18 protein-coding genes and 1 riboswitch are annotated in these 17,985 nt (G+C 65.4%); of the genes, 9 read left to right on the top strand and 9 right to left on the bottom strand.

The genetic code is table 11. The annotated features are described in order from the left end of the window. Nucleotide 1 precedes the first annotated feature (1 nt). Nucleotides 2–886, bottom strand: coding sequence for an RluA family pseudouridine synthase (locus HZR81_RS03055; protein ID WP_500127289.1), 885 nt, complete (start codon nt 884–886; stop codon nt 2–4). Nucleotides 887–1,049: 163 nt separating this feature from the next. After that, the gene (locus HZR81_RS03050) at nt 1,050–1,313 is read right to left on the bottom strand and encodes a PepSY domain-containing protein (protein ID WP_500127288.1); all 264 of its coding nucleotides are present in this window, start codon (nt 1,311–1,313) and stop codon (nt 1,050–1,052) included. 217 nt (nt 1,314–1,530) lie between these two features. Between HZR81_RS03050 and HZR81_RS03045 the strand changes: the two genes are divergently transcribed. Further along, entirely contained in the window at nt 1,531–2,310 is a 780-nt protein-coding gene (locus HZR81_RS03045; protein WP_500127287.1) for a DUF899 domain-containing protein, read from the top strand. Between the two features lies 1 nt (nt 2,311). Here HZR81_RS03045 and HZR81_RS03040 read toward each other — a convergent pair whose 3' ends face one another. Then, the gene (locus HZR81_RS03040; protein WP_500127286.1) at nt 2,312–2,671 is read right to left on the bottom strand and encodes a copper-binding protein; all 360 of its coding nucleotides are present in this window, start codon (nt 2,669–2,671) and stop codon (nt 2,312–2,314) included. 162 nt (nt 2,672–2,833) lie between these two features. Here HZR81_RS03040 and HZR81_RS03035 point away from each other — a divergent pair, with 162 nt between their 5' ends. Genes HZR81_RS03035 through HZR81_RS03020 form a run of 4 tightly spaced genes read left to right on the top strand, consistent with a single transcriptional unit; the run spans nt 2,834 to nt 5,435 of the window. Then, entirely contained in the window at nt 2,834–3,142 is a 309-nt protein-coding gene (locus HZR81_RS03035) for a PepSY domain-containing protein (protein WP_063544129.1), read from the top strand. A 9-nt stretch (nt 3,143–3,151) separates the two neighbouring features. Then, nucleotides 3,152–3,457, top strand: a complete 306-nt coding sequence (locus HZR81_RS03030) for a PepSY domain-containing protein (RefSeq protein WP_500127285.1) — start codon at nt 3,152–3,154, stop codon at nt 3,455–3,457. Further along, nucleotides 3,457–4,122, top strand: a complete 666-nt coding sequence (locus HZR81_RS03025; protein WP_500127284.1) for a response regulator transcription factor — start codon at nt 3,457–3,459, stop codon at nt 4,120–4,122. The genes HZR81_RS03030 and HZR81_RS03025 overlap by 1 nt, the downstream gene beginning before the upstream one ends. After that, nucleotides 4,119–5,435: a sensor histidine kinase gene (locus HZR81_RS03020; RefSeq protein WP_500127283.1), complete on the top strand. Its 1,317-nt coding sequence runs from the start codon at nt 4,119–4,121 to the stop codon at nt 5,433–5,435. The genes HZR81_RS03025 and HZR81_RS03020 overlap by 4 nt, the downstream gene beginning before the upstream one ends. 6 nt (nt 5,436–5,441) lie before the next feature. Here the strand turns inward: HZR81_RS03020 and HZR81_RS03015 are convergent, their stop codons facing one another. After that, nucleotides 5,442–5,657: a hypothetical protein gene (locus HZR81_RS03015; protein ID WP_014595808.1), complete on the bottom strand. Its 216-nt coding sequence runs from the start codon at nt 5,655–5,657 to the stop codon at nt 5,442–5,444. A gap of 315 nt (nt 5,658–5,972) precedes the next feature. Here HZR81_RS03015 and HZR81_RS03010 point away from each other — a divergent pair, with 315 nt between their 5' ends. The 4 genes from HZR81_RS03010 to HZR81_RS02995 all read left to right on the top strand — a co-directional run bounded on the left by HZR81_RS03010 (nt 5,973) and on the right by HZR81_RS02995 (nt 14,792). Beyond that, the gene (locus tag HZR81_RS03010; protein WP_500127282.1) at nt 5,973–6,845 is read left to right on the top strand and encodes a helix-turn-helix transcriptional regulator; all 873 of its coding nucleotides are present in this window, start codon (nt 5,973–5,975) and stop codon (nt 6,843–6,845) included. Nucleotides 6,846–7,656: 811 nt separating this feature from the next. Next, nucleotides 7,657–8,892, top strand: a complete 1,236-nt coding sequence (locus tag HZR81_RS03005; protein ID WP_500127281.1) for an exonuclease SbcCD subunit D C-terminal domain-containing protein — start codon at nt 7,657–7,659, stop codon at nt 8,890–8,892. Next, nucleotides 8,889–12,542, top strand: a complete 3,654-nt coding sequence (locus tag HZR81_RS03000; protein WP_500127280.1) for an AAA family ATPase — start codon at nt 8,889–8,891, stop codon at nt 12,540–12,542. The genes HZR81_RS03005 and HZR81_RS03000 overlap by 4 nt, the downstream gene beginning before the upstream one ends. A gap of 72 nt (nt 12,543–12,614) precedes the next feature. Continuing rightward, nucleotides 12,615–12,831: riboswitch (cobalamin riboswitch) on the top strand. 98 nt (nt 12,832–12,929) lie between these two features. After that, the gene (locus tag HZR81_RS02995) at nt 12,930–14,792 is read left to right on the top strand and encodes a TonB-dependent receptor domain-containing protein (protein WP_500127279.1); all 1,863 of its coding nucleotides are present in this window, start codon (nt 12,930–12,932) and stop codon (nt 14,790–14,792) included. A 22-nt stretch (nt 14,793–14,814) separates the two neighbouring features. Here the strand turns inward: HZR81_RS02995 and HZR81_RS02990 are convergent, their stop codons facing one another. The 5 genes from HZR81_RS02990 to HZR81_RS02970 all read right to left on the bottom strand — a co-directional run bounded on the left by HZR81_RS02990 (nt 14,815) and on the right by HZR81_RS02970 (nt 17,985). After that, nucleotides 14,815–15,615, bottom strand: coding sequence for a cobalamin-binding protein (locus tag HZR81_RS02990; protein WP_500127380.1), 801 nt, complete (start codon nt 15,613–15,615; stop codon nt 14,815–14,817). After that, nucleotides 15,612–16,019: a hypothetical protein gene (locus HZR81_RS02985; RefSeq protein ID WP_500127278.1), complete on the bottom strand. Its 408-nt coding sequence runs from the start codon at nt 16,017–16,019 to the stop codon at nt 15,612–15,614. Before HZR81_RS02985 ends, HZR81_RS02990 begins: the two co-directional genes overlap by 4 nt. Continuing rightward, complete coding sequence (gene ribA / locus HZR81_RS02980; protein ID WP_063544111.1) at nt 16,016–16,633, bottom strand: GTP cyclohydrolase II; 618 nt, start codon at nt 16,631–16,633, stop codon at nt 16,016–16,018. Before ribA ends, HZR81_RS02985 begins: the two co-directional genes overlap by 4 nt. 122 nt (nt 16,634–16,755) lie before the next feature. Beyond that, nucleotides 16,756–17,403 carry a retropepsin-like aspartic protease family protein gene (locus tag HZR81_RS02975; RefSeq protein ID WP_095460581.1) on the bottom strand — a complete coding sequence of 216 codons (648 nt, stop codon included), beginning with the start codon at nt 17,401–17,403 and terminating at the stop codon, nt 16,756–16,758. An 84-nt stretch (nt 17,404–17,487) separates the two neighbouring features. Beyond that, complete coding sequence (locus tag HZR81_RS02970; protein WP_500127277.1) at nt 17,488–17,985, bottom strand: phosphatidylglycerophosphatase A family protein; 498 nt, start codon at nt 17,983–17,985, stop codon at nt 17,488–17,490.

The raw sequence follows: 17,985 nt of genomic DNA, 5'->3' as shown, positions 1-17,985 counted from the left end.
GTTACCAGTCCAGTTGCAACGTGCTCTCGAATTCGCGCAGCGCTCCGCTCAGCGGATCGCTAAAGCGCAATCCACGCGCCAGCAGCTTCAGTGGCCGCACATAGTCGTCGGCCTCACGCTCGCTGCGCTCGAGCAGCTCGGGATAGAACGGGTCATTGCAGATACCGGCGCCGAGCGTGGCCATGTGCAGGCGCAGCTGGTGCTTTTTGCCGCTGATGGGGGAGAGCCCGTAGCGCCAGAGGTCGCCGCGCCGTTCGAGCACCTCGATCAGCGTTTCGCTGTTCGGCTCACCCTCGCCTTCGCGCATCAGGAAGAAGGGGTCGCCCGGCACCATGCACAGGCGTCGGCGCAGGGGAAATTCGAGATGTGGCAGCGCCGGGCAGATTGCCTCGTAGCGCTTGCTGATCTCCCGCTCACGGAACAGCGCCTGGTAGGCACCACGGCTTTTCCAGTTGGCCGAGAACAGCACCAGACCGGCGGTGAGCCGATCGATACGATGAATCGGCACCAGATCGGCGTTACCCAGCCGTTTGCTGAGCCGCGCCAGCAGGGTTTCGTTGACGTATTCGCCGGCCGGCATCACCGAGAGAAAGTGCGGTTTGTCGGCTACCACCAGATGCTCGTCGACATGCAGGATGCGTTCTTCGAACGGCACCGGGGTCTCATTCGGCACTTCGCGAAAGTAATGAATGCGCATGCCGACCCGATAGGCCTGCGCGGCATCGATCGGCTGCATCTGCGCATCAAGCACGCGGCCGCGGGCGATGCGATCGAGCCAGGTAGCGCGACTGATCGCAGGGAAGTGCGCGCACAGGCAGTCGAGCACCGTAGGCCAATCGCCTGGCGGCAGATGCAGGGTGCTGGGGCGGGAACTGGAAGCGGACATGAATGCAGCTACACGGTAGCGACGAGGGAGGTGGATGATACCTGCTCTGTCAGTAGCGGCCTCCCGTTGCGGGAGCGCTGTGGCAAGTGGCTGCTGAGCGCAGCGCCGCCAGGGGGCAGGCGATGCGCTCAGCGAAGACGCCAGGCGAGATGAACGCGCAGGCTCAGTCTTCCTTGTCCTTGGTCACTTCGCCGGTACGGCCATCGATCTTGAACTCGTACTTCTTGCCGTCCTGCTTCATGCCCTCGCCTTCCCAGCCATCATCATCGGCCTCGATGCCGTGCAGTTCGGTGTAGCCGGCGGCGTTGGCCTTCTCCACGGCCTGCTCGAGGGTGATCCAGTCGGCGCCGGGCTTGTCGGCAGCGAAAGCCGCACCGGAACCCAGGACGGCGACAGCGAACGCGGCGGTCAGTGTCTTGTTGTACATCTCGTTTTTCCTTCTGCGTACGGAATCGGATCGGGCCACGTGGATGGCCCCTGCCTGAATTACGAGCCCAGCGGCGGCCGCTAAGTTCAACCGCCGCGGTGTGCATTCGCCGGCGCTGTGTCGATTTCAGCGAGCGCCAGACGACTCCTTCACAGGGCCATCGCCGCGCGACGCGGGCCCCCTCCCACCCCCGATATCCATGCACGAGGTTTTTGCCATGACAACGCACAAGGTCGTATCCGACCAGGACTGGCTCGCCGCCCACAGCGCCCATCTACGCGAGGAGAAGCAGCTCACCCGCCAACGCGACGCACTCTTCGAGAAGCGCCGGCAATTGCCCTGGCGGCGCATCACCCAGGACTACCGCTTTCACGACGCCAGCGGCGCGGTTCGCCTGAGCGAGCTGTTCGAGGGCCGCAGCCAGCTGGTGATCAAGCACTTCATGTTCGGCCCGGACTGGAGCGAGGGCTGCGTCGGCTGCTCCTTCGAGGCCGATCACATCGGCGGCGCGCTGCTGCACTTGCTGCATCATGACGTCAGCTTCGCCGCCATCTCCCGCGCGCCATTCGAGCGGCTGGAGGCGTTCCGCCGTCGTATGGGCTGGCAGTTCCGCTGGCTGTCGTCGGCCGGCAACTCGTTCAACCGCGACTTTCACGTCTCCTTCGATGACGAGGACATCGTCGAGGGCAAGGTTTTCTACAACTATGCCTGGCAGCCCTTCGTCTGCGAGGAGCTGTCGGGTTTCAGCGTCTTCTACCGGGACACACAGGGCGAGATCTTCCACACCTTTTCGGCCTTTGGTCGCGGCGCCGAAGAGCTGCTCGGTACCTACGTGCTGCTGGACATGACGCCGAACGGCCGCAACGAGACCGGCCCGCGACACGACCTTACCGACTGGGTCCGTCTGCATGACCGCTACGACAGCGATGATCGCGTCGCCGCTGACGGGCGAACGGAGCCGGCCGCCGGTTGCTGCCACGAGCAGACGCGGCGCTGAGCTAACGCCGCCGGATGCTGACGATCTGCGGGTCCATCTCGCCGTCGGTGAAGCGAAACTCCACCGCATCGCCCACGCCCAGCCCCTGCAGCTGAGCGGCGCTGGCCTTGAACGGCATCACCATCGCCAGCCACTTCAGCTCCGGTATCGCCTCGTGGGCGATGGTGACACTGCCCTGGTGCCGGTCCAGCTCGCGGATCACGCCGTAGGCCAGGTGAGTGGCGGCGGCTTCCAGACCGTCACCGGGCAGAACATCGTCTACCGCTGGCGCAGCCGTGGAGGGCTTGAGCAGGTCTTCTGCCAAGGCGTGGCCGCTGCTCAGCCAGAGCGCCGCCAACAGCGCGAACGACAGAGGTTTCATGGCGCTACCCGTCATCTGATGAACCACTGCAAGCGTAGTCGCCGGGGCGCTCGGTGCCCTCGCTCGAACGGTGCATTCGTAGCCGGCGGATGACATTCAGTTTCATTTAAGCCAGCGCTCGTAACCTGTGAACCGTCGAAACCAACCACAGGAATCAACACCATGAAAACACTGACTACTCTGTTCACCGCCGCCACCCTCGCCCTGGGCGCCAACCTGGCACTGGCCAAGGACATCGGTCCGGACGAAGCGCTCAAGCTGCGCGACGCCGGCACCATCCAGTCCTTCGAGAAGCTCAACGAAGCGGCCCTGGCCAAGCACCCCGGCGCCACCGTCGAGGAAACCGAGCTGGAAGAAGAGTACGGCCGCTACGTCTACCAGCTTGAATTGCGCGACGACAAAGGTGTGCAATGGGACGTCGAGCTCGACGCCAAGACCGGCGAAGTGCTGAAGGACCACCAGGACGACTAAAGGCCACCCATGCGTGCCCCTCTTCTTGTAACGCTGCCACTGGTTCTGCTGCTCGCCGCCGCCCCGGCGGTGAGCCGCGACCTGGATCAGGACGAAGCCCTGCGGCTGCGCCGCGAAGGCCTCATCATGCCGCTGGAAGCCTTGCTCCAGCGCGCCCTTGAGCACCATCCGGGGGCCAGCCTGCTGGAAGCGGAGCTGGAAGAGGAAGACGGCCGGTACGTCTACGAAATCGAACTGCTCACCACCCAGGGCGCTGCCCGCGAGCTGGAATTCGATGCTCGCGACGGTCGCCTGATCAAGGATGAGGAAGACTGATGCGCCTGCTGCTGGTCGAAGACAGCGTGCCGCTGGCCGATGAACTGATCGCCAGTCTCAACCGCCAGGGCTACGCCACCGACTGGCTCGCCGATGGCCGAGACGCCGAATACCAGGGCGCCAGCGAGCCCTACGACCTGATCATTCTCGACCTCGGATTGCCCGGCAAGCCGGGGCTGGAGGTGCTGCGGGCCTGGCGCGCCGCCGCCGTTACCACGCCGGTGCTGATCCTCACCGCCCGCGGCTCCTGGGCCGAACGAATCGACGGCCTCAAGGCCGGTGCCGACGACTACCTGACCAAACCCTTTCATCCCGAGGAGCTGCTGCTGCGCATCCAGGCGCTGCTGCGCCGTGCCCACGGCCTGGCCAACCAGCCGCTGCTGCAGGCTGGCGGCCTGGAACTGGACGAATCGCGCCAGTGTTGCCGCAAGGACGGCAAGGACATCGAACTGACCGCCGGCGAGTTCCGCCTGCTGCGCTACTTCATGCTGCACCCCGGCCAGCTGCTGTCGAAGACCCAGCTCACCGAACACCTCTACGACGGCGAAACCGAACGCGACTCCAACGTCATCGAGGTGCACATCAACCGGCTGCGCGGCAAGCTCGGCCGCGAGCTGATCGAAACGCGCCGCGGCCAGGGCTATCGCTTCGGCGGCCAGCCGTGAAGTCGATCCAGCGCAGCCTCAGCCTGGCGCTGATCGCCACCCTGCTGCTGGTGGCGCTGGTGCTGGTGCAGACCAGCCTCTGGCTGTTCGAGTCAGGCCTCCGGCGCAGCCTGGAAACCGACCTGCGCGAGGAAACCGAGGGGCTGCTGATCGCTCTGGTGAAAGGACCGAACGGCGACCAGCTGGATGTGCAGCGCCTCAACCCACGTTATCAGCGGCCGTTTTCCGGTCACTACTTCAAGATCGAACTGCCCGGCCGCACCTGGCGCTCACGCTCGCTTTGGGACGCCACGCCGCAATGGCCGGAGCGCCCGGGGCTGACCGAGCAGCTCATGGATGGCCCGCAAGGCCAGCGCCTGCTGGGTTACCGCGCCGAGTACCGCCGCGACGGACAGCCAATCGTCATCAGCGTGGCGCAGGACTACACGCCGATTCTCGACAGCTTCGCCCGCGTGCGGCTGAGCGGCCTGGGACTGGTCGGCTTCGCGCTGCTCGCCCTGCTGCTCTTGCAGCGCTACGCCATGGGCCTGGCGCTGCGCCCGCTGGAGCGTGCCCGGCAGCAGATCGCCCAGCTGCAACAGGGCCAGCGCCAGCAACTGGATCAGCAGGCGCCGGTCGAACTGCAGCCGCTGGTGGAGCAGATCAATCATCTGCTCAGCCACACCGAGGAGACCCTGCAACGTTCACGGCACGCACTGGGCAACCTCGGCCATGCGCTGAAGACGCCACTGGCGGTGCTCGGCAGCCTGGTGCAACGCGACGAACTGGCCGCCCACCCCGAACTGCAGGCCAGCCTGCAGGAGCAGCTGGAGCAGATCCAGCAACGGGTCAGCCGCGAGCTGGGTCGCGCGCGGCTGTCGGTCGATGTGCTGCCCGGTGCCCATTTCGACTGCGACGCCGAACTGCCGGCGCTGTTCGACACCCTGGCGATGATCCACCGCTCCGACCTCGAGCTGCGCTGGCACGCCCCGGCTGGCTGCCGCCTGCCGCGTGATCGCGAGGACATGCTCGAGCTGCTGGGCAACCTGCTGGACAACGCCTGCAAGTGGGCGAACAGCCGCGTCGAGCTGACCATCGAGCGATCGCGCGACGGCTTCGTGCTGCTGGTGGACGATGACGGGCCGGGCATTCCAACCCAACAACGGGAGATGGTCATCAACCGCGGCGTGCGGCTGGACGAGCGCGCAGAAGGCCACGGCCTGGGGCTGGGGATCGTCAGCGATATCCTGACGGCGTGGCGTGGCGAGTGGAGCCTGGAGGAAAGTCCGCTGGGCGGGCTGCGCGTGCGTATCGCACTGCCCGCGATGCGCTAAGCGGGACTATTGCGGGCGGGCCAGTTCGTTGCGCATGTCTTCGAGGATGGTTTCCACCAGCAGCGTGTTCTGAACCTGGTGCCCGGCGACGATGCGCGTGGCGTGGGTGCCGTTGATCGGGTAGCCGACATGGACCTCCAGACGGCCATCCGCCTTCGGTTCGACACGGGTGCGGTATTGCGAAGTGAAGGTTTCGGCCAGGTGACGGGACAAAGTCTTCATGGAGCATCTCTACAGGTGAGCCTGACACAAAGACCCTGTACCAGGCTCGGAGATTCCAGCCGTCCATCGGGAAGCGTTCAGCCTTCAACAAACTGCAACCTGTCTCAGCCCTTTCGTTCGCCGTCGGCGTACGCCAGCCAGGCCAGCAATGCCATCGCGACGAACGCCACGCCGGACCATGTCAGTGCAGCGATCAGCAGATTCATGTCGGTCACCCGTATCGAGTTGAAACACGCCTTGAATATATGTAGCGTTGCGCGACACGTCGACCCGCTCGACATAGGCATGTAAACCTTTGGTACAGGTGCAACGGCGATGAAAAGGAAGCAATCGATCAGTCAGATACGCTGGGACCTGGCGCTGCGCTACCGGTTGATCGAGACCATTGCCTGGTGGGAAGGCCGCCTGACCACGGGCCACCTGATGCAGAGTTTCGGCATCAGCCGCCAGCAGGCCTCGAAGGACATCAATACCTACCTGAACGAACATGCGCCGAAAAACCTGACATATGACCGCCACCTGAAGGGCTACAAGCCGAGCAAGACCTTCCAGCCGCTGTTCATCGACGGCAGCGCCAGCGCCTACCTGCACCTGCTCGACCAGAACCGCGTGCGCGCCCCGCACATCGAAGGCCTGGCGCTGGCCTATGCACATACGGAAGTGCTGCAGGTGCCGGACCGCAGCATCCGCCCCGAGGTGCTGCGGCCGATCCTGCAGGCCTGCCGCGAGGGGCTGCGGCTGGAGAGCGAGTACGTCTCGCTGGCCAACCCGGAGGTGGAAATCCGCGTGATGGCCCCCCACACACTGGTCTTCACCGGCATGCGCTGGCACGTGCGGGCCTACTGCGAAAAGAACCGCGCGTACCGCGACTTCGTGCTCAGCCGCTTCCGTGGCGAGCCGGACCTGATGGACGAAAGCGAACACACCCGCGAGCAGGACGAGGCGTGGAACACACCGGTAACCGTGCTGATCGAGCCGGATGCACGACTGAGCCCGGCGCAGAAGGCGATCATCGAGGTGGACTTCGGCATGGTCGAGGGCCAGCTGCCGGTGGAGACGCGCGGGGCGCTGGTGCAGTACGTGCTGCAGCGCTTCGGCATCGACCCGAATACCGTGCAGGCGAATGCGGCGGCGCAGCAGCTGCAGGTGGGGAATCTGCAGGCGTTGAAGGGGTGGTTGTACTCGTGAGGGTTAGGCGTAACGTGGCCACTTGCAGGAGCGAGCTTGCTCACGAACTGTTGCCGGCGCAGACCTATGCGTACGACGCCGCGCTTTCCTCGGCCCGACCTGCAGGTTGCGCCTTGCACGGCGCGTCACTTTTTCTTGTCTGGCCAAGAAAAAGTAACCAAAAAGAAGGCCACCCCTACATACGGGTTTTGCTTCGCAAAACTTCCCTCGCTCCGGCGCTGCTCCGGGGGTCGTCGCGAAGGGCCATCCCTGGCCCATCGCTCCTCGCTCGGCATCCATGCCTCGCGCCCCCCTGCGCAGCACCTACGCTCGGCCTCCTGAAGGGGATTCGAGACCGAGCCGTCTGTAAGTTTATTAATAGCGGGAGGCCGCTTCGCTCGTTTACCAGTCAAAAATCTGCCAGGCGACGCCGAACGCCCCTTTCAGGAGGCCGAATGGAATCCGCGTGGAGAGGAGTGAGCGGCATGGATGCCGCGAGAGGCGTAAAGGGCCATGGATGGCCCTTGTACGCCGGCCCCCGGAACGTGGATGGAATGAGGGAAGTCGAGCGCAGCGAGACCCGGATGCAGGGGCAAGACTTTTTGGTTCCTTTTGGGGCGACTGCCAAAAGGGACTCGCCCAGCAGGGCGAAACCAATGCACCTTCCCATCACCGCGATAGGCTGTATCCCGCGAAGCCAACGTCCAAAAGCTTCGCCAGCAGAGACTCGACACGCTCCTCCGCGCCTACGGATACGCTGCACAAACGCTGCGCCCAGCCTCCTCCACCCAGCCGCGGCCCGTCGCGACACCTACGAAGAAAACTCCCTCGCATGCGCCTGATCCACACCTCCGACTGGCACCTCGGCCAGACCCTCCACGGCCAGGACCGCGACCACGAGCACGCGCAGTTCCTGGCCTGGCTGCTCGACCAGCTGGTAGCCCACCGCGCCGACGCCCTGTTAATCGCCGGCGACGTGTTCGACACAGTCAACCCGCCACTCAAGGCCCAGGAGCGCCTCTACGACTTCATCGTCCACGCCCACGAAAAGCTCCCGCAGCTGGACATCGTGATGATCGCCGGCAACCACGACTCGGGCGGGCGCATCGAGCTGCCGGCGCCGCTGATGAAACGCCTCAATACCCATGCCGTTGGCCGCATCAGCTGGGTCGCCGAGGGCCAGCTCGACCATCAGCGGCTGCTGGTGCCGCTGCACGACGCCAATGGCAATACCGCCGCCTGGTGTCTCACCCTGCCCTTCCTGCGCCCGGCCGAGGTCACTGGCTTGGAACTGGGCGACGACTACATGGCCGGCATTCGCCAGGTGCATGAACGCCTCATCGCCGCCGCCGAGGCCGTGCGCCAGCCCGGCCAGGCGCTGGTTGCCATGAGCCATGCGCACATGGCCGGCGGCGCGGTGTCGGGGGAGTCCGAGCGCAATATCGTCATCGGCAATGCCGAGGCCCTGCCGGCCAGCCTGTTTCCCGAGTCCGTCGCCTATGTCGCCCTCGGCCATCTGCACAAGCCGCAGCAGGTCGCCGGGCAGGCGCGCATCCGCTATAGCGGCTCGCCGCTGCCGCTGTCCTTCGCCGAGGTCAATTACCCGCATCAGGTGCTGCTCGTCGAGCTCGATGGCGAGGCCCTGAAACAGGTCGACAGCCTGGCGGTGCCGCGTGCGGTGGAAATGATCCGCATCGGCCGCGCGCCCCTGGCCGAAATCATTACCGCGCTGGAAGCGCTGCCGCCCACCGGTCTGTTCGACGAACACCTGCCCTGGCTCGAGGTACGCGTACTGCTCGACGAACCGCTGCCGGACCTGCGCCAGCGCATCGAAACCGCGATAACCGGCAAGGCCTGCCGACTGGTGCGCATCGCCAGTGAATACACCGGCAAGCGCGGCGAGACGGAATCGGAAGTGCTGCTCGGCCTCGACCAGATCACCCCGCAGGAGCTGTTCGCCCGCGCCTGGGAAGAACAGTACGGCAACCCGGCGGACGAGCAGGCGCTGGACGATTTCGCCACTTTGCTGCAACGAGTCGAGTTCGCCCATGAAGAGGACGATCGATGAAAATCCTCGCCATCCGCCTGAAGAACCTGGCCTCGCTGGCCGGTGAACAGGTCATCGACTTCACTGCCGAACCCCTGGCCAGCGCCGGGCTGTTCGCCATCACCGGGCCGACCGGCGCCGGCAAGAGCACCATTCTCGACGCCCTGTGCCTGGCGCTGTTCGGCAGCACGCCACGGCTCGACAGCGTCTCACCGCTGAACAAGGTTCCCGACGTCGAAGCCGAGATCGGCGGTGGCGACGAGCGCAACCTGCTGCGCCGCGGTTGTGGCAGCGGCTGCGCAGAGGTGGATTTCGTCGGTGTCGACGGCCACCGCTACCGCGCGCGCTGGGAGGTCAAGCGCGCCCGCGAAAAGATCGACGGCCGTCTGCAGGCCAGCAGCCAGAGCCTCACCGATCTCGACAGCGGCACGCTGCTGGCCAGCGGTAAAAAGCGCGAGTTCAAGGAACTGCTGGAAGCGCGTCTGGGGCTGACCCTGGCCCAGTTCACCCGCGCCGTGCTGCTGGCGCAGAGCGAGTTTTCCGCCTTTCTCAAGGCCGACGACAACGAGCGTGGCACCCTGCTGGAAAAGCTCACCGATACCGGCCTCTACAGTCGCCTCGGCCAGGCCGCGTTCGAGGCCGCCAAGCAGGCGAAGGAGAGCCTGACTCGCCTTGAACAGCAGGCCGGCGGCCTGCAGCCGCTGGAGCCCGAGCAGCGTGAAGTACTGGAGCGCGAACATCAGGCCCAGCTCGAAGAATTGAGAAAGCTGCAACAGCAGCTCAAGGAGCTGGAAGCCCAGCGGCAATGGCTCAGCGAACTGCAGCGCCTGGAAAACGAGCGCGAAGCCGCACGCCAGCAGCTGCAGGACGCCGAAGGCGAGCGCGAGAGCCTGACCGAGGCCCGCCGTATTCTCGACCTGTTCGAACGGCTCGCACCGCAGCGCCACCGCTTTCTCCGCCAGCAGGAACTCGAACCGCTGCTGGGCAAGGCCGCCGACAGCCTCGCTCGCCTGCAGCACGAGGCGCAAAGCCTGCAGCAACGTCTCGACACCTTGCAGAGCGAGTGCGAAGCGGCCGGCAACGACCTGCGTGCAGCCGAACAGGCGCGCCAGGACGCCGAGCCGCGGCTCGGCCAGGCGCGCCGTGAAGAAGAACGCCTACAGCATCTGAACGCCGACCTCGCCTCGATCCGCGAAGAAAGCGTCCAGGCCGATGCCGCGGCGAGCACCGGCGAGGCAACGCTCAAGCAGCTCGCCGAGCAGCAACAGCGCGCCGCCGAACAGCTAGCAACGCTGACGCAGCAACTCGAGACGACTGCAGCCCTGCAACCACTCTGTGCGGCATGGGACGGTTACCGTCCGCGTCTGCAACAGGCCGTCCAGCTGACGGCACGGCTGCAGCAAGGACAGAGCGAACTCCCGGCACTGGAAGCACAGGCCAAGGCTGCCGAAACCCGGCAAAGCCAGGCGCGCGAGGCGCTGGACAATCTGCAACACGAGCGCGACAGCGAACTAGGGCTGGCCGAACAGCTGGCCGGTCTGCATCGACAGCTCGACGAATGGCGCCAGGCCGAGCGCGAAACCGAGGCCCTGCGCGAACTCTGGGCGCAGCAGCTCACGCTCACCGGCAGCCAGCGCGAACTGAGCGACGCCCACATCCGCCAGCAGGCCGAGCTGGACAGCCTGGTACCGCAGGGCAAACAGCTTCGCAGTGACCGTGATGCTGCCGAGCGGGCGCTCAAGGTCACCCTCGCCCTGCTTGAACGCCAACGTCTGGCACGCAGCGAGAATGTCGAAGCGCTGCGCGCGGCGCTCGTTCCCGGCGAGCCCTGCCCGGTCTGCGGCAGCGACGAGCATCCCTGGCAGCACACCGAAGCGCTGGTCGCCAGTCTCGACCGCCACGACAACAGCGAGGCCGAGCGTGCGCAGCAGGCGCTACAGGAACATGATAAGCGTCTGCAGGAGCTGCGCGATCGCCATGTCGCGCTCAGCACGCAGTTGCGCCAGACGCAACAACGCCAGGGCGAAGTCGAGGCGCAGCTGCAGGCCCTGGCACCGCGCCTGCTCGCCCTGCCCGCACACTCGCGATTGCTTGAGCAGCCGGAAGCCGAGCGTTCGCAATGGCTGGAAGCGCAGCTGACGACACTCAAAGACCAGATCGCCAACGCCAGCCAGCGTCAGCAGCAACTGCTCGCGCTGCAACAGCGCAGCGAAACCCTGCAGCAGGCCTGGCAGGCCGCGCGCGAGGCCTGTGTCGAGGCGACTCAACGGCTCGCGCGCCAGCGCGATGCTCTGGCCCGCGACAGCCAGCAGCTCGACGAGGAGCTGGCGGCCTTTGCCGAACTGCTGCCCGTCGAGCAACTGCAGCGCTGGCGCGAAGACCCGGCGCAGACCTTTATGCAGCTGGACGCCAGCATCGCCACGCGGCTGCAGCAGCTGCAGGCGCAGTCCGAGCTGAGCGAGGAGCTTCGCCAGGGCGAACAGCGCCGCAGCGACGAACAGTTGCAACAGCGCCATCGCCAGGAGAAACAGGCAGGCTGCAGCGTGCGGCTGGCTGAGCGCGAAAAGCTTCTGCTCGCCTGCCAGCAGGCGCTGCGGACCAGCCTTGGCGAGCAAAGCAGCGCCAGCGCCTGGCAACATCAGCTGGACGCGGCCATCCAGACTGCGCGGCAAACCCAGGCCGGGATCGATCAGCAGCTCAACGAGAGCAAACTTGGCCTGACACGCCTGCACAGCGAGCAACAGAACTGCCGCCAGCGCCACGCCGAATTGCAGCAGGAACGCGACGCGCTGAACGCGGAACTGGGCGCCTGGCGCGCCGCCCATCCGGCGCTGGACGACACCATCCTCGCCCAGCTGCTGCAGATGGACGACGCGCTGCTGGCCGAGGCGCGCCAGCGCCTGCAGCAGAACGCCGAAACCCTAACCCGCTGCCGCGAACGGCTGGATGGCTGCCTCAATCGGCTGGCCAGCCACCAGCAGCAACAGGCCGAGGTGCCGGAAGCCGAGCAGTTGCAACAGGCACATGCCGAACAGCTGCACCGCTGCGAACAGGCCGAGCAGCGCTGCGCCGAAACCCGGGCCGCGCTGCTCGACGACGACAAGCGCCGCCGCCAGAGCCACGCGCTGCTGGCACAGATCGACGAGGCGCGCGCCGAAATGCAGCGCTGGGGGCGCATCGCCGCGCTGATCGGCTCGAGCGACGGCGGCGCCTTCCGCAAGATCGCCCAGGCCTACAACCTGGATCTTCTGGTGCAGCACGCCAACGTGCAGCTGCGTCAGCTGGCCCGCCGTTATCGGCTCAAGCGCGGCGGAAGTCCGCTGGGCCTGCTGGTGATGGATACCGAGATGGGCGACGAGCTGCGCTCGGTGCATTCGCTGTCCGGCGGCGAGACCTTCCTCGTCTCGCTGGCCCTGGCACTGGGCCTGGCCTCGATGGCGTCGAGCAAGCTGAAGATCGAGTCGCTGTTTATCGACGAAGGTTTCGGCAGCCTCGATCCCGAGTCGCTGCAGATCGCCATGGACGCGCTGGATTCGCTGCAGGCCCAGGGCCGCAAGGTGGCAGTGATCAGCCACGTGGCCGAGATGCACGAACGCATACCGGTGCAGATTCAGGTGCAGCGCCAGGGCAACGGGCAGAGCGGGCTGAAGATCGTCGGCGGGCTGTCCTAGCGGTCGCCGGGCTGGCAGACCTTGCGGCCATCGGTCCGCTTGTGTTTCGCCAGCATCGGCCGTAAGGTTCGCGCGTTTTCTTATCCGCCAAGGTGTGCACGACCGCAAGGTCCGCATTAAACGGGAAGCCGGTGCGCTCGAAGAGCAAGGCCGGCGCTGCCCCCGCAACGGTAATCGACCGCGATCCTCAGGGATCGCCGTCCGCTCGACAGCCACTGTGTTCCGACATGGGAAGGTGAGCGTGATGCGCGTCGAAAGCCCGGAGACCGGCCTGACGGATTCGACTGGTGTTGCGGAGGGCAGCACCGTCAAGCGCTGCTGCCCGTCATCCCCCGCGCTTGTTCCTGCCCTCCTCAAAAGTCTGCGATCTTTTGAGGAATTCCAAGAATGAAACTGTCCCGACTTGCCCTCGCCGTGGCGCTGCTGCCTGGCGTGCAGGTGTTTGCTGCCGACGCCGAGCAGGAACTGCCGAGTATGCTCATCACCTCGGCCCGCCAAGCCGAACCCCGCGCCCAGGCGACGGCAGCCAATACCGTCGTCACTCGCGCCGATATCGAACGCCTGCAGGCACGCAGCGTGCCCGAGCTGTTGCGTCGGGTCCCGGGCGTGCAGGTGAGTAGCGCCGGTGGCTTGCCGTCGCTGTCGCTGCGTGGCACCGGCACCGCGCAAACACTGGTACTTGTCGATGGCCAACGTATTGCCTCAGCCACCAGCGGTTTCGCCCGCCTCGACTACCTGGCTATCGACAACATCGAGCGTGTCGAAGTGATCCGTGGCCCGCGCTCCTCACTTTACGGTGCGGATGCCATTGGTGGCGTCATCCAGATCTTTACCCGTGGCGGCAAACCCGGAATAAACCCGGAAGTCCGCCTGGCCGCCGGCAGCGACCAGACCTTCCAGCGCAGCCTGAGCCTGGCAGCCGGAACGGAACAGACTCGCGTCCACCTCGGCGCCAGCCTCGATGAGCGCGACGGCTTCGATATCACCCGCGACAACCGCGGCGCCGATCGGGACAACGATGGCCAGCGCAACAAGGCACTGCACCTGAAGCTGGATCACCAGTTCGATGCAAACTGGAAAGCGGGCTTGAGCCTCAACGACCAGCGCGGCAAGAACGAGTATGACGATGCCAATGATTTCGAACCCGGAACGCCGCAGGATGAGTTTCGGGTCAGCAGTTACAGCGGCTACCTGGACGGTCAGTTGACCGACGTGTGGAATAGCCGTCTGGAACTGGGTCGCAGCTTCGATCGTAATCACGCCGTCGGCGCCGGCAGCGAGTGGAACAACACCCTGTTGGAAACCACGCGTCATTCGGCGGCCTGGATCAATCGGCTGCAATTGAGCGAGCGCCACCAACTGAGCGTCGGCGGCGACTGGTATGTAGACCAACTCGATTCCACCGCGGTCTTTCAGGAAGACAGCCGCGACAATTTGGCTTTCTTTGCCCAGCACAGTTTCCATGGCGAGCGTTTCGGCACCGAGTTGGGTCTACGCCACGATGACAACCAGCAGTTCGGCAGCCACAACAGCTGGAATGCCGCGGTCAGCCTGCCAGTGGGCGAGTCGCAGCGCTGGATTCTGAGCTACGGCGAAGGCTTCCGCGCTCCGACATTCTCCGATCTTTACGGACCGCCGTTGTGGGGACCAAATCCGGACCTCCAGCCTGAGACCTCGAAGACTTATGAGTTGCAATGGCGCGCTGAACTCGACGATACCCAGCTTGAAGCTGCGCTCTATCGTACGAACGTGGAAGACATGATCGCCTGGGGCGAAAACCGGATGGGAAACGTCAGCCAGGCACGGATCAATGGTTTCGAAGCCAGTGCGGCACGCGAGCTGCTGGGCTGGCAGGCGAATATTGGTGTGAGCATTATTGATCCTCGCGATCGGGACAGCGGCCATACGCTGGCGCGACGTGCAAAGCGCACGCTCAGCGTCGATCTTGATCGCACTTTCGGCACGCTATCAGCCGGGGCCGGCTGGCATATTTCCAGCTCCCGCTACGACAACGCCAGCAATACACGCGAGTTGTCCGGCTACGGTACTTTCGATGTCCGAGCGGCCTGGCAGAGCCACTCAGAGCTGCGTTGGGAAGCCAAGGTCAACAACCTGTTCGACAGCGACTACGCGCTGGCGACCTACAACCGTCCAGACGGAATTAATTGGTGGGATCCGTCACAGAATTACGGTTATCGCGAGGCGGGCCGCACCGCGCTATTCGCCGTCACCTGGACTCCCTCGCTGTAGCAGCATCTACCAGCGCGCCCGCTCAGGGCGCTGCCGCCATCACTTCGCAGAGCTTCCGGATCGCCCCGAGCATCTGGAAGCTCGGCCGCTCCAGGCCCTTGTCGGGCACTTCAAGCAGTCGGCCGCTGCGCACAGCACTGAGCTGCGGCCAGGCCTGCCATTCGTCCAACTGCGCACCGCTACCGGCGAGGATGACCTCGGGATCGCGGGCAAGTACGGCTTCGACGCTGACCTGCGGTGCCGCCAGGGTCAGGTCGGCGAAAACATTCTGTCCCCCACACACCTCGATCGCTTCGCTGATGATCTGCTGCCCGCCGAGGGTGTACAGCGGGCGATTCCAGATCTGGTAGAACACCCGCAGTGGCTCCTTGCGCAGGTAATGGCTGCGTAACTCGGCAAGGCCTGCGCGAAATTGCTCCGCCAGCCGCTCGCCTTGTTCGGCGCGGCCTACGGCATTGCCAACCACAACGAATTGTTCGGCCAGTCCTTCGAGCCGGGTTTGTTCGACAACCAGCACCGGAATACCGAATTGCTGTAGCTGCTCGCGCTGGCTGCGCGGCACGCTGTCCGGCCAGAGCAGGACCAGATCGGGGCGCAGGCTGAGCAAGGTCTCCATCTCCACCTGTCCATAACGCCCCACCGACGGTACCTGAGCCAGGGCAGCGGGACGTTCGCCGCCGTCCAGCACACCGGCCAGACGGTCTACGGCATCGAGCTCCAGCATGATTTCGCTGAGCGAGGGCGCCAGGCTTACGACCCGCTGCGCGGCAACCGCAGGCAACGTGGCCAGCAGAGCCAGGACGGCCAGCAGGAGACGCATCAGTGCAGCTGCCGCGGAATACGGTAGAGCACCAGCAGCACCAGGCTGCCGAATACCAGCAACAGGCGGGCGACCGGCTCCATGCCCAGCAGCGCCCCGGCGGCCGCGAACCAGGCCGGCAGCGACGCGATCAACAGGCCGCGTCGGCGAACGCGGCGCAAACGCGCCCAGGCTTCCGCCTCGGCAGGACTGTCCAGCGCCTGTTCGGTAGCGATCAATGCATGTTTGAAGGCGGTGAAGGCCCGCAGGCTGAAGAACAGCGAAACCATGCCAGCAGCGAAGAGCGGTAGCCCCCAATCGGCAAACACCACCGATGCGCGGCCCAGCGCCAGCACAGGTATCACCATCAGGAGGGTGTGCAGCCAGCCGTCACGCGCGAGCTGGCGGCGGGCGGCGAGGCGGTTCACGACTGCTCGGCTTCACCCTGGTGGATCTCGCCGAGCATGTGGCCGAGTTTGCCGGCCTTGGTGGCGAGGTACTTGCGGTTGTGCGGGTTGTGCGCGACCTGCAGCGGCTTGCGCTCGGCCACGCGGATGCCGAAGCCTTGCAGCGCCTTGACCTTGCGCGGGTTGTTGGTCATCAGCTTGATCTCGGCGATGCCCAGGTGCTCGAGCATCGGCAGGCAGATGCCGTAGTCGCGCATGTCCGGGGCGAAGCCCAGGCGCTCGTTGGCTTCGACGGTGTCGGCGCCAGCATCCTGCAGTTCGTATGCGCGGATCTTGTTCAGCAGGCCGATGCCGCGTCCTTCCTGACGCAGATAGAGCAGCACGCCGCGGCCTTCGTCGGCAATCGCGCGCAGTGCGGCTTCCAGCTGGAAGCCGCAGTCACAACGCAGGCTGAACAGCGCATCGCCGGTCAGGCATTCGGAATGCAGACGCCCAAGCACCGGCTTGCCATCGGCCACGTCGCCGAGGGTCAGCGCGACATGTTCCTTGCCAGTGTCCTGGTCGAGAAAACCATGCATGGTGAACACGCCGAACGGTGTCGGCAGTTGGGAAGCGGCGACGAACACGACAGACACGGGCGGAAATCCCAGGCGGCAGAAAAGCGGACACTATAACACTAACCGGGGGCACATCTGGCTGAAGAGTTCGCCGTCGAGCGTGTCTATCGTGCCGTGCAGGCGGACGGATCAGCCTGAACTCAGGAGGTCTTCGACTCCAGCACCAGCACGCCCTGCTCCTCGCGCCAGCTGACCCGACCGAGAAAGCTCATGCCAAGCAGCGCCTCGGTGGGCGAGCCGCCCTCGACGACGACGGCCTCGACGCCGAGCACCTCAATCGCGCCGACCTTGACGCTGTTCAGGTGCACGCGCCAGGCCTTGGCCGTGCCGCTGGCGGTGCTCACCACCATCGGCCGGCCGTTGACGCGATAGTCGATGCCCAAGCGGCGGGCCTGATGCTCGTTGATAGCCACCGAGGTGGCGCCGGTATCGACGAGAAACTGGATCGACTGGCCATTGATCGCACCGGCAATCCAGTAATGGCCGCCGGTGCCCTTGGCCACGCTCAGCTGGGTCTTGCTCGGCGCTGCATAGGCGCCGCTGTATTCACGGCTCAGGTTGTAGTGACGCTCGACGCCGTCGACCCGCAGCACCGCGCCGCTGGCATCGGCGCTCACCACCTGGACGCCACCCGGCCCGGTCTGCCCGACCCTGACCAGCTTGCGCTGGCCGTCGACGTTGACCACCGCCGCGCCCGGAAACAGCCCGACCACTTGCACCATGGAGGCGGCCTGCGCCAGCGCGGGCAGCAGCAACAGGCTGGCGAACAGAACGGAGACGCTACGCATGGCTATCTTTTCCTCGAAACCTGCCCCGGGGCGAACGCCGATCATCCTTCAATGGCCGACCGCCTGCAGCGACCGGACGCACAATCAAACCAACAGCGACACCAGTCCCTGCATGACCGCCCAGGCGGCGACCCCGGCAAGGATATCGTCGAGCATGATGCCCACCCCGCCATGGATATGCCGATCCACCCAGCTGATCGGCCAGGGCTTGGCGATATCCATCACGCGAAACACCACGAAGCCGAGCAGCAGCCAGTACCAGCCCTCCGGCACCAGCCAGAAGGTGATCCAGATGCCGACGAACTCATCCCAGACGATGCCTTCTTGGTCGTGCACGCCGAGTTCGCGCGCCACCTTGCCGCACAGCCAGACGCCGAACAGCATGGTCAAGCCGAGCATCAGCAGATAACCCCAGCCTGGCAGCAACTGCCACAGCGGCACGAACGGCAGCGCTACCAGCGAACCCCAGGTGCCCGGCGCCTTGGGCATCAGTCCGGAACCGAAGCCGAACGCCAGGTTGTGCCAGGGATCGGACCAGACCAGAGTTTGCGGCTTGGCCGCGACCGGCGAGGTATCAGTCAA

Source organism: Pseudomonas sp. LM13 (genome assembly GCF_041381355.1).
Taxonomy (GTDB): domain Bacteria; phylum Pseudomonadota; class Gammaproteobacteria; order Pseudomonadales; family Pseudomonadaceae; genus Stutzerimonas; species Stutzerimonas frequens.
This window is presented reverse-complemented; position numbering and strand designations above follow the sequence as displayed.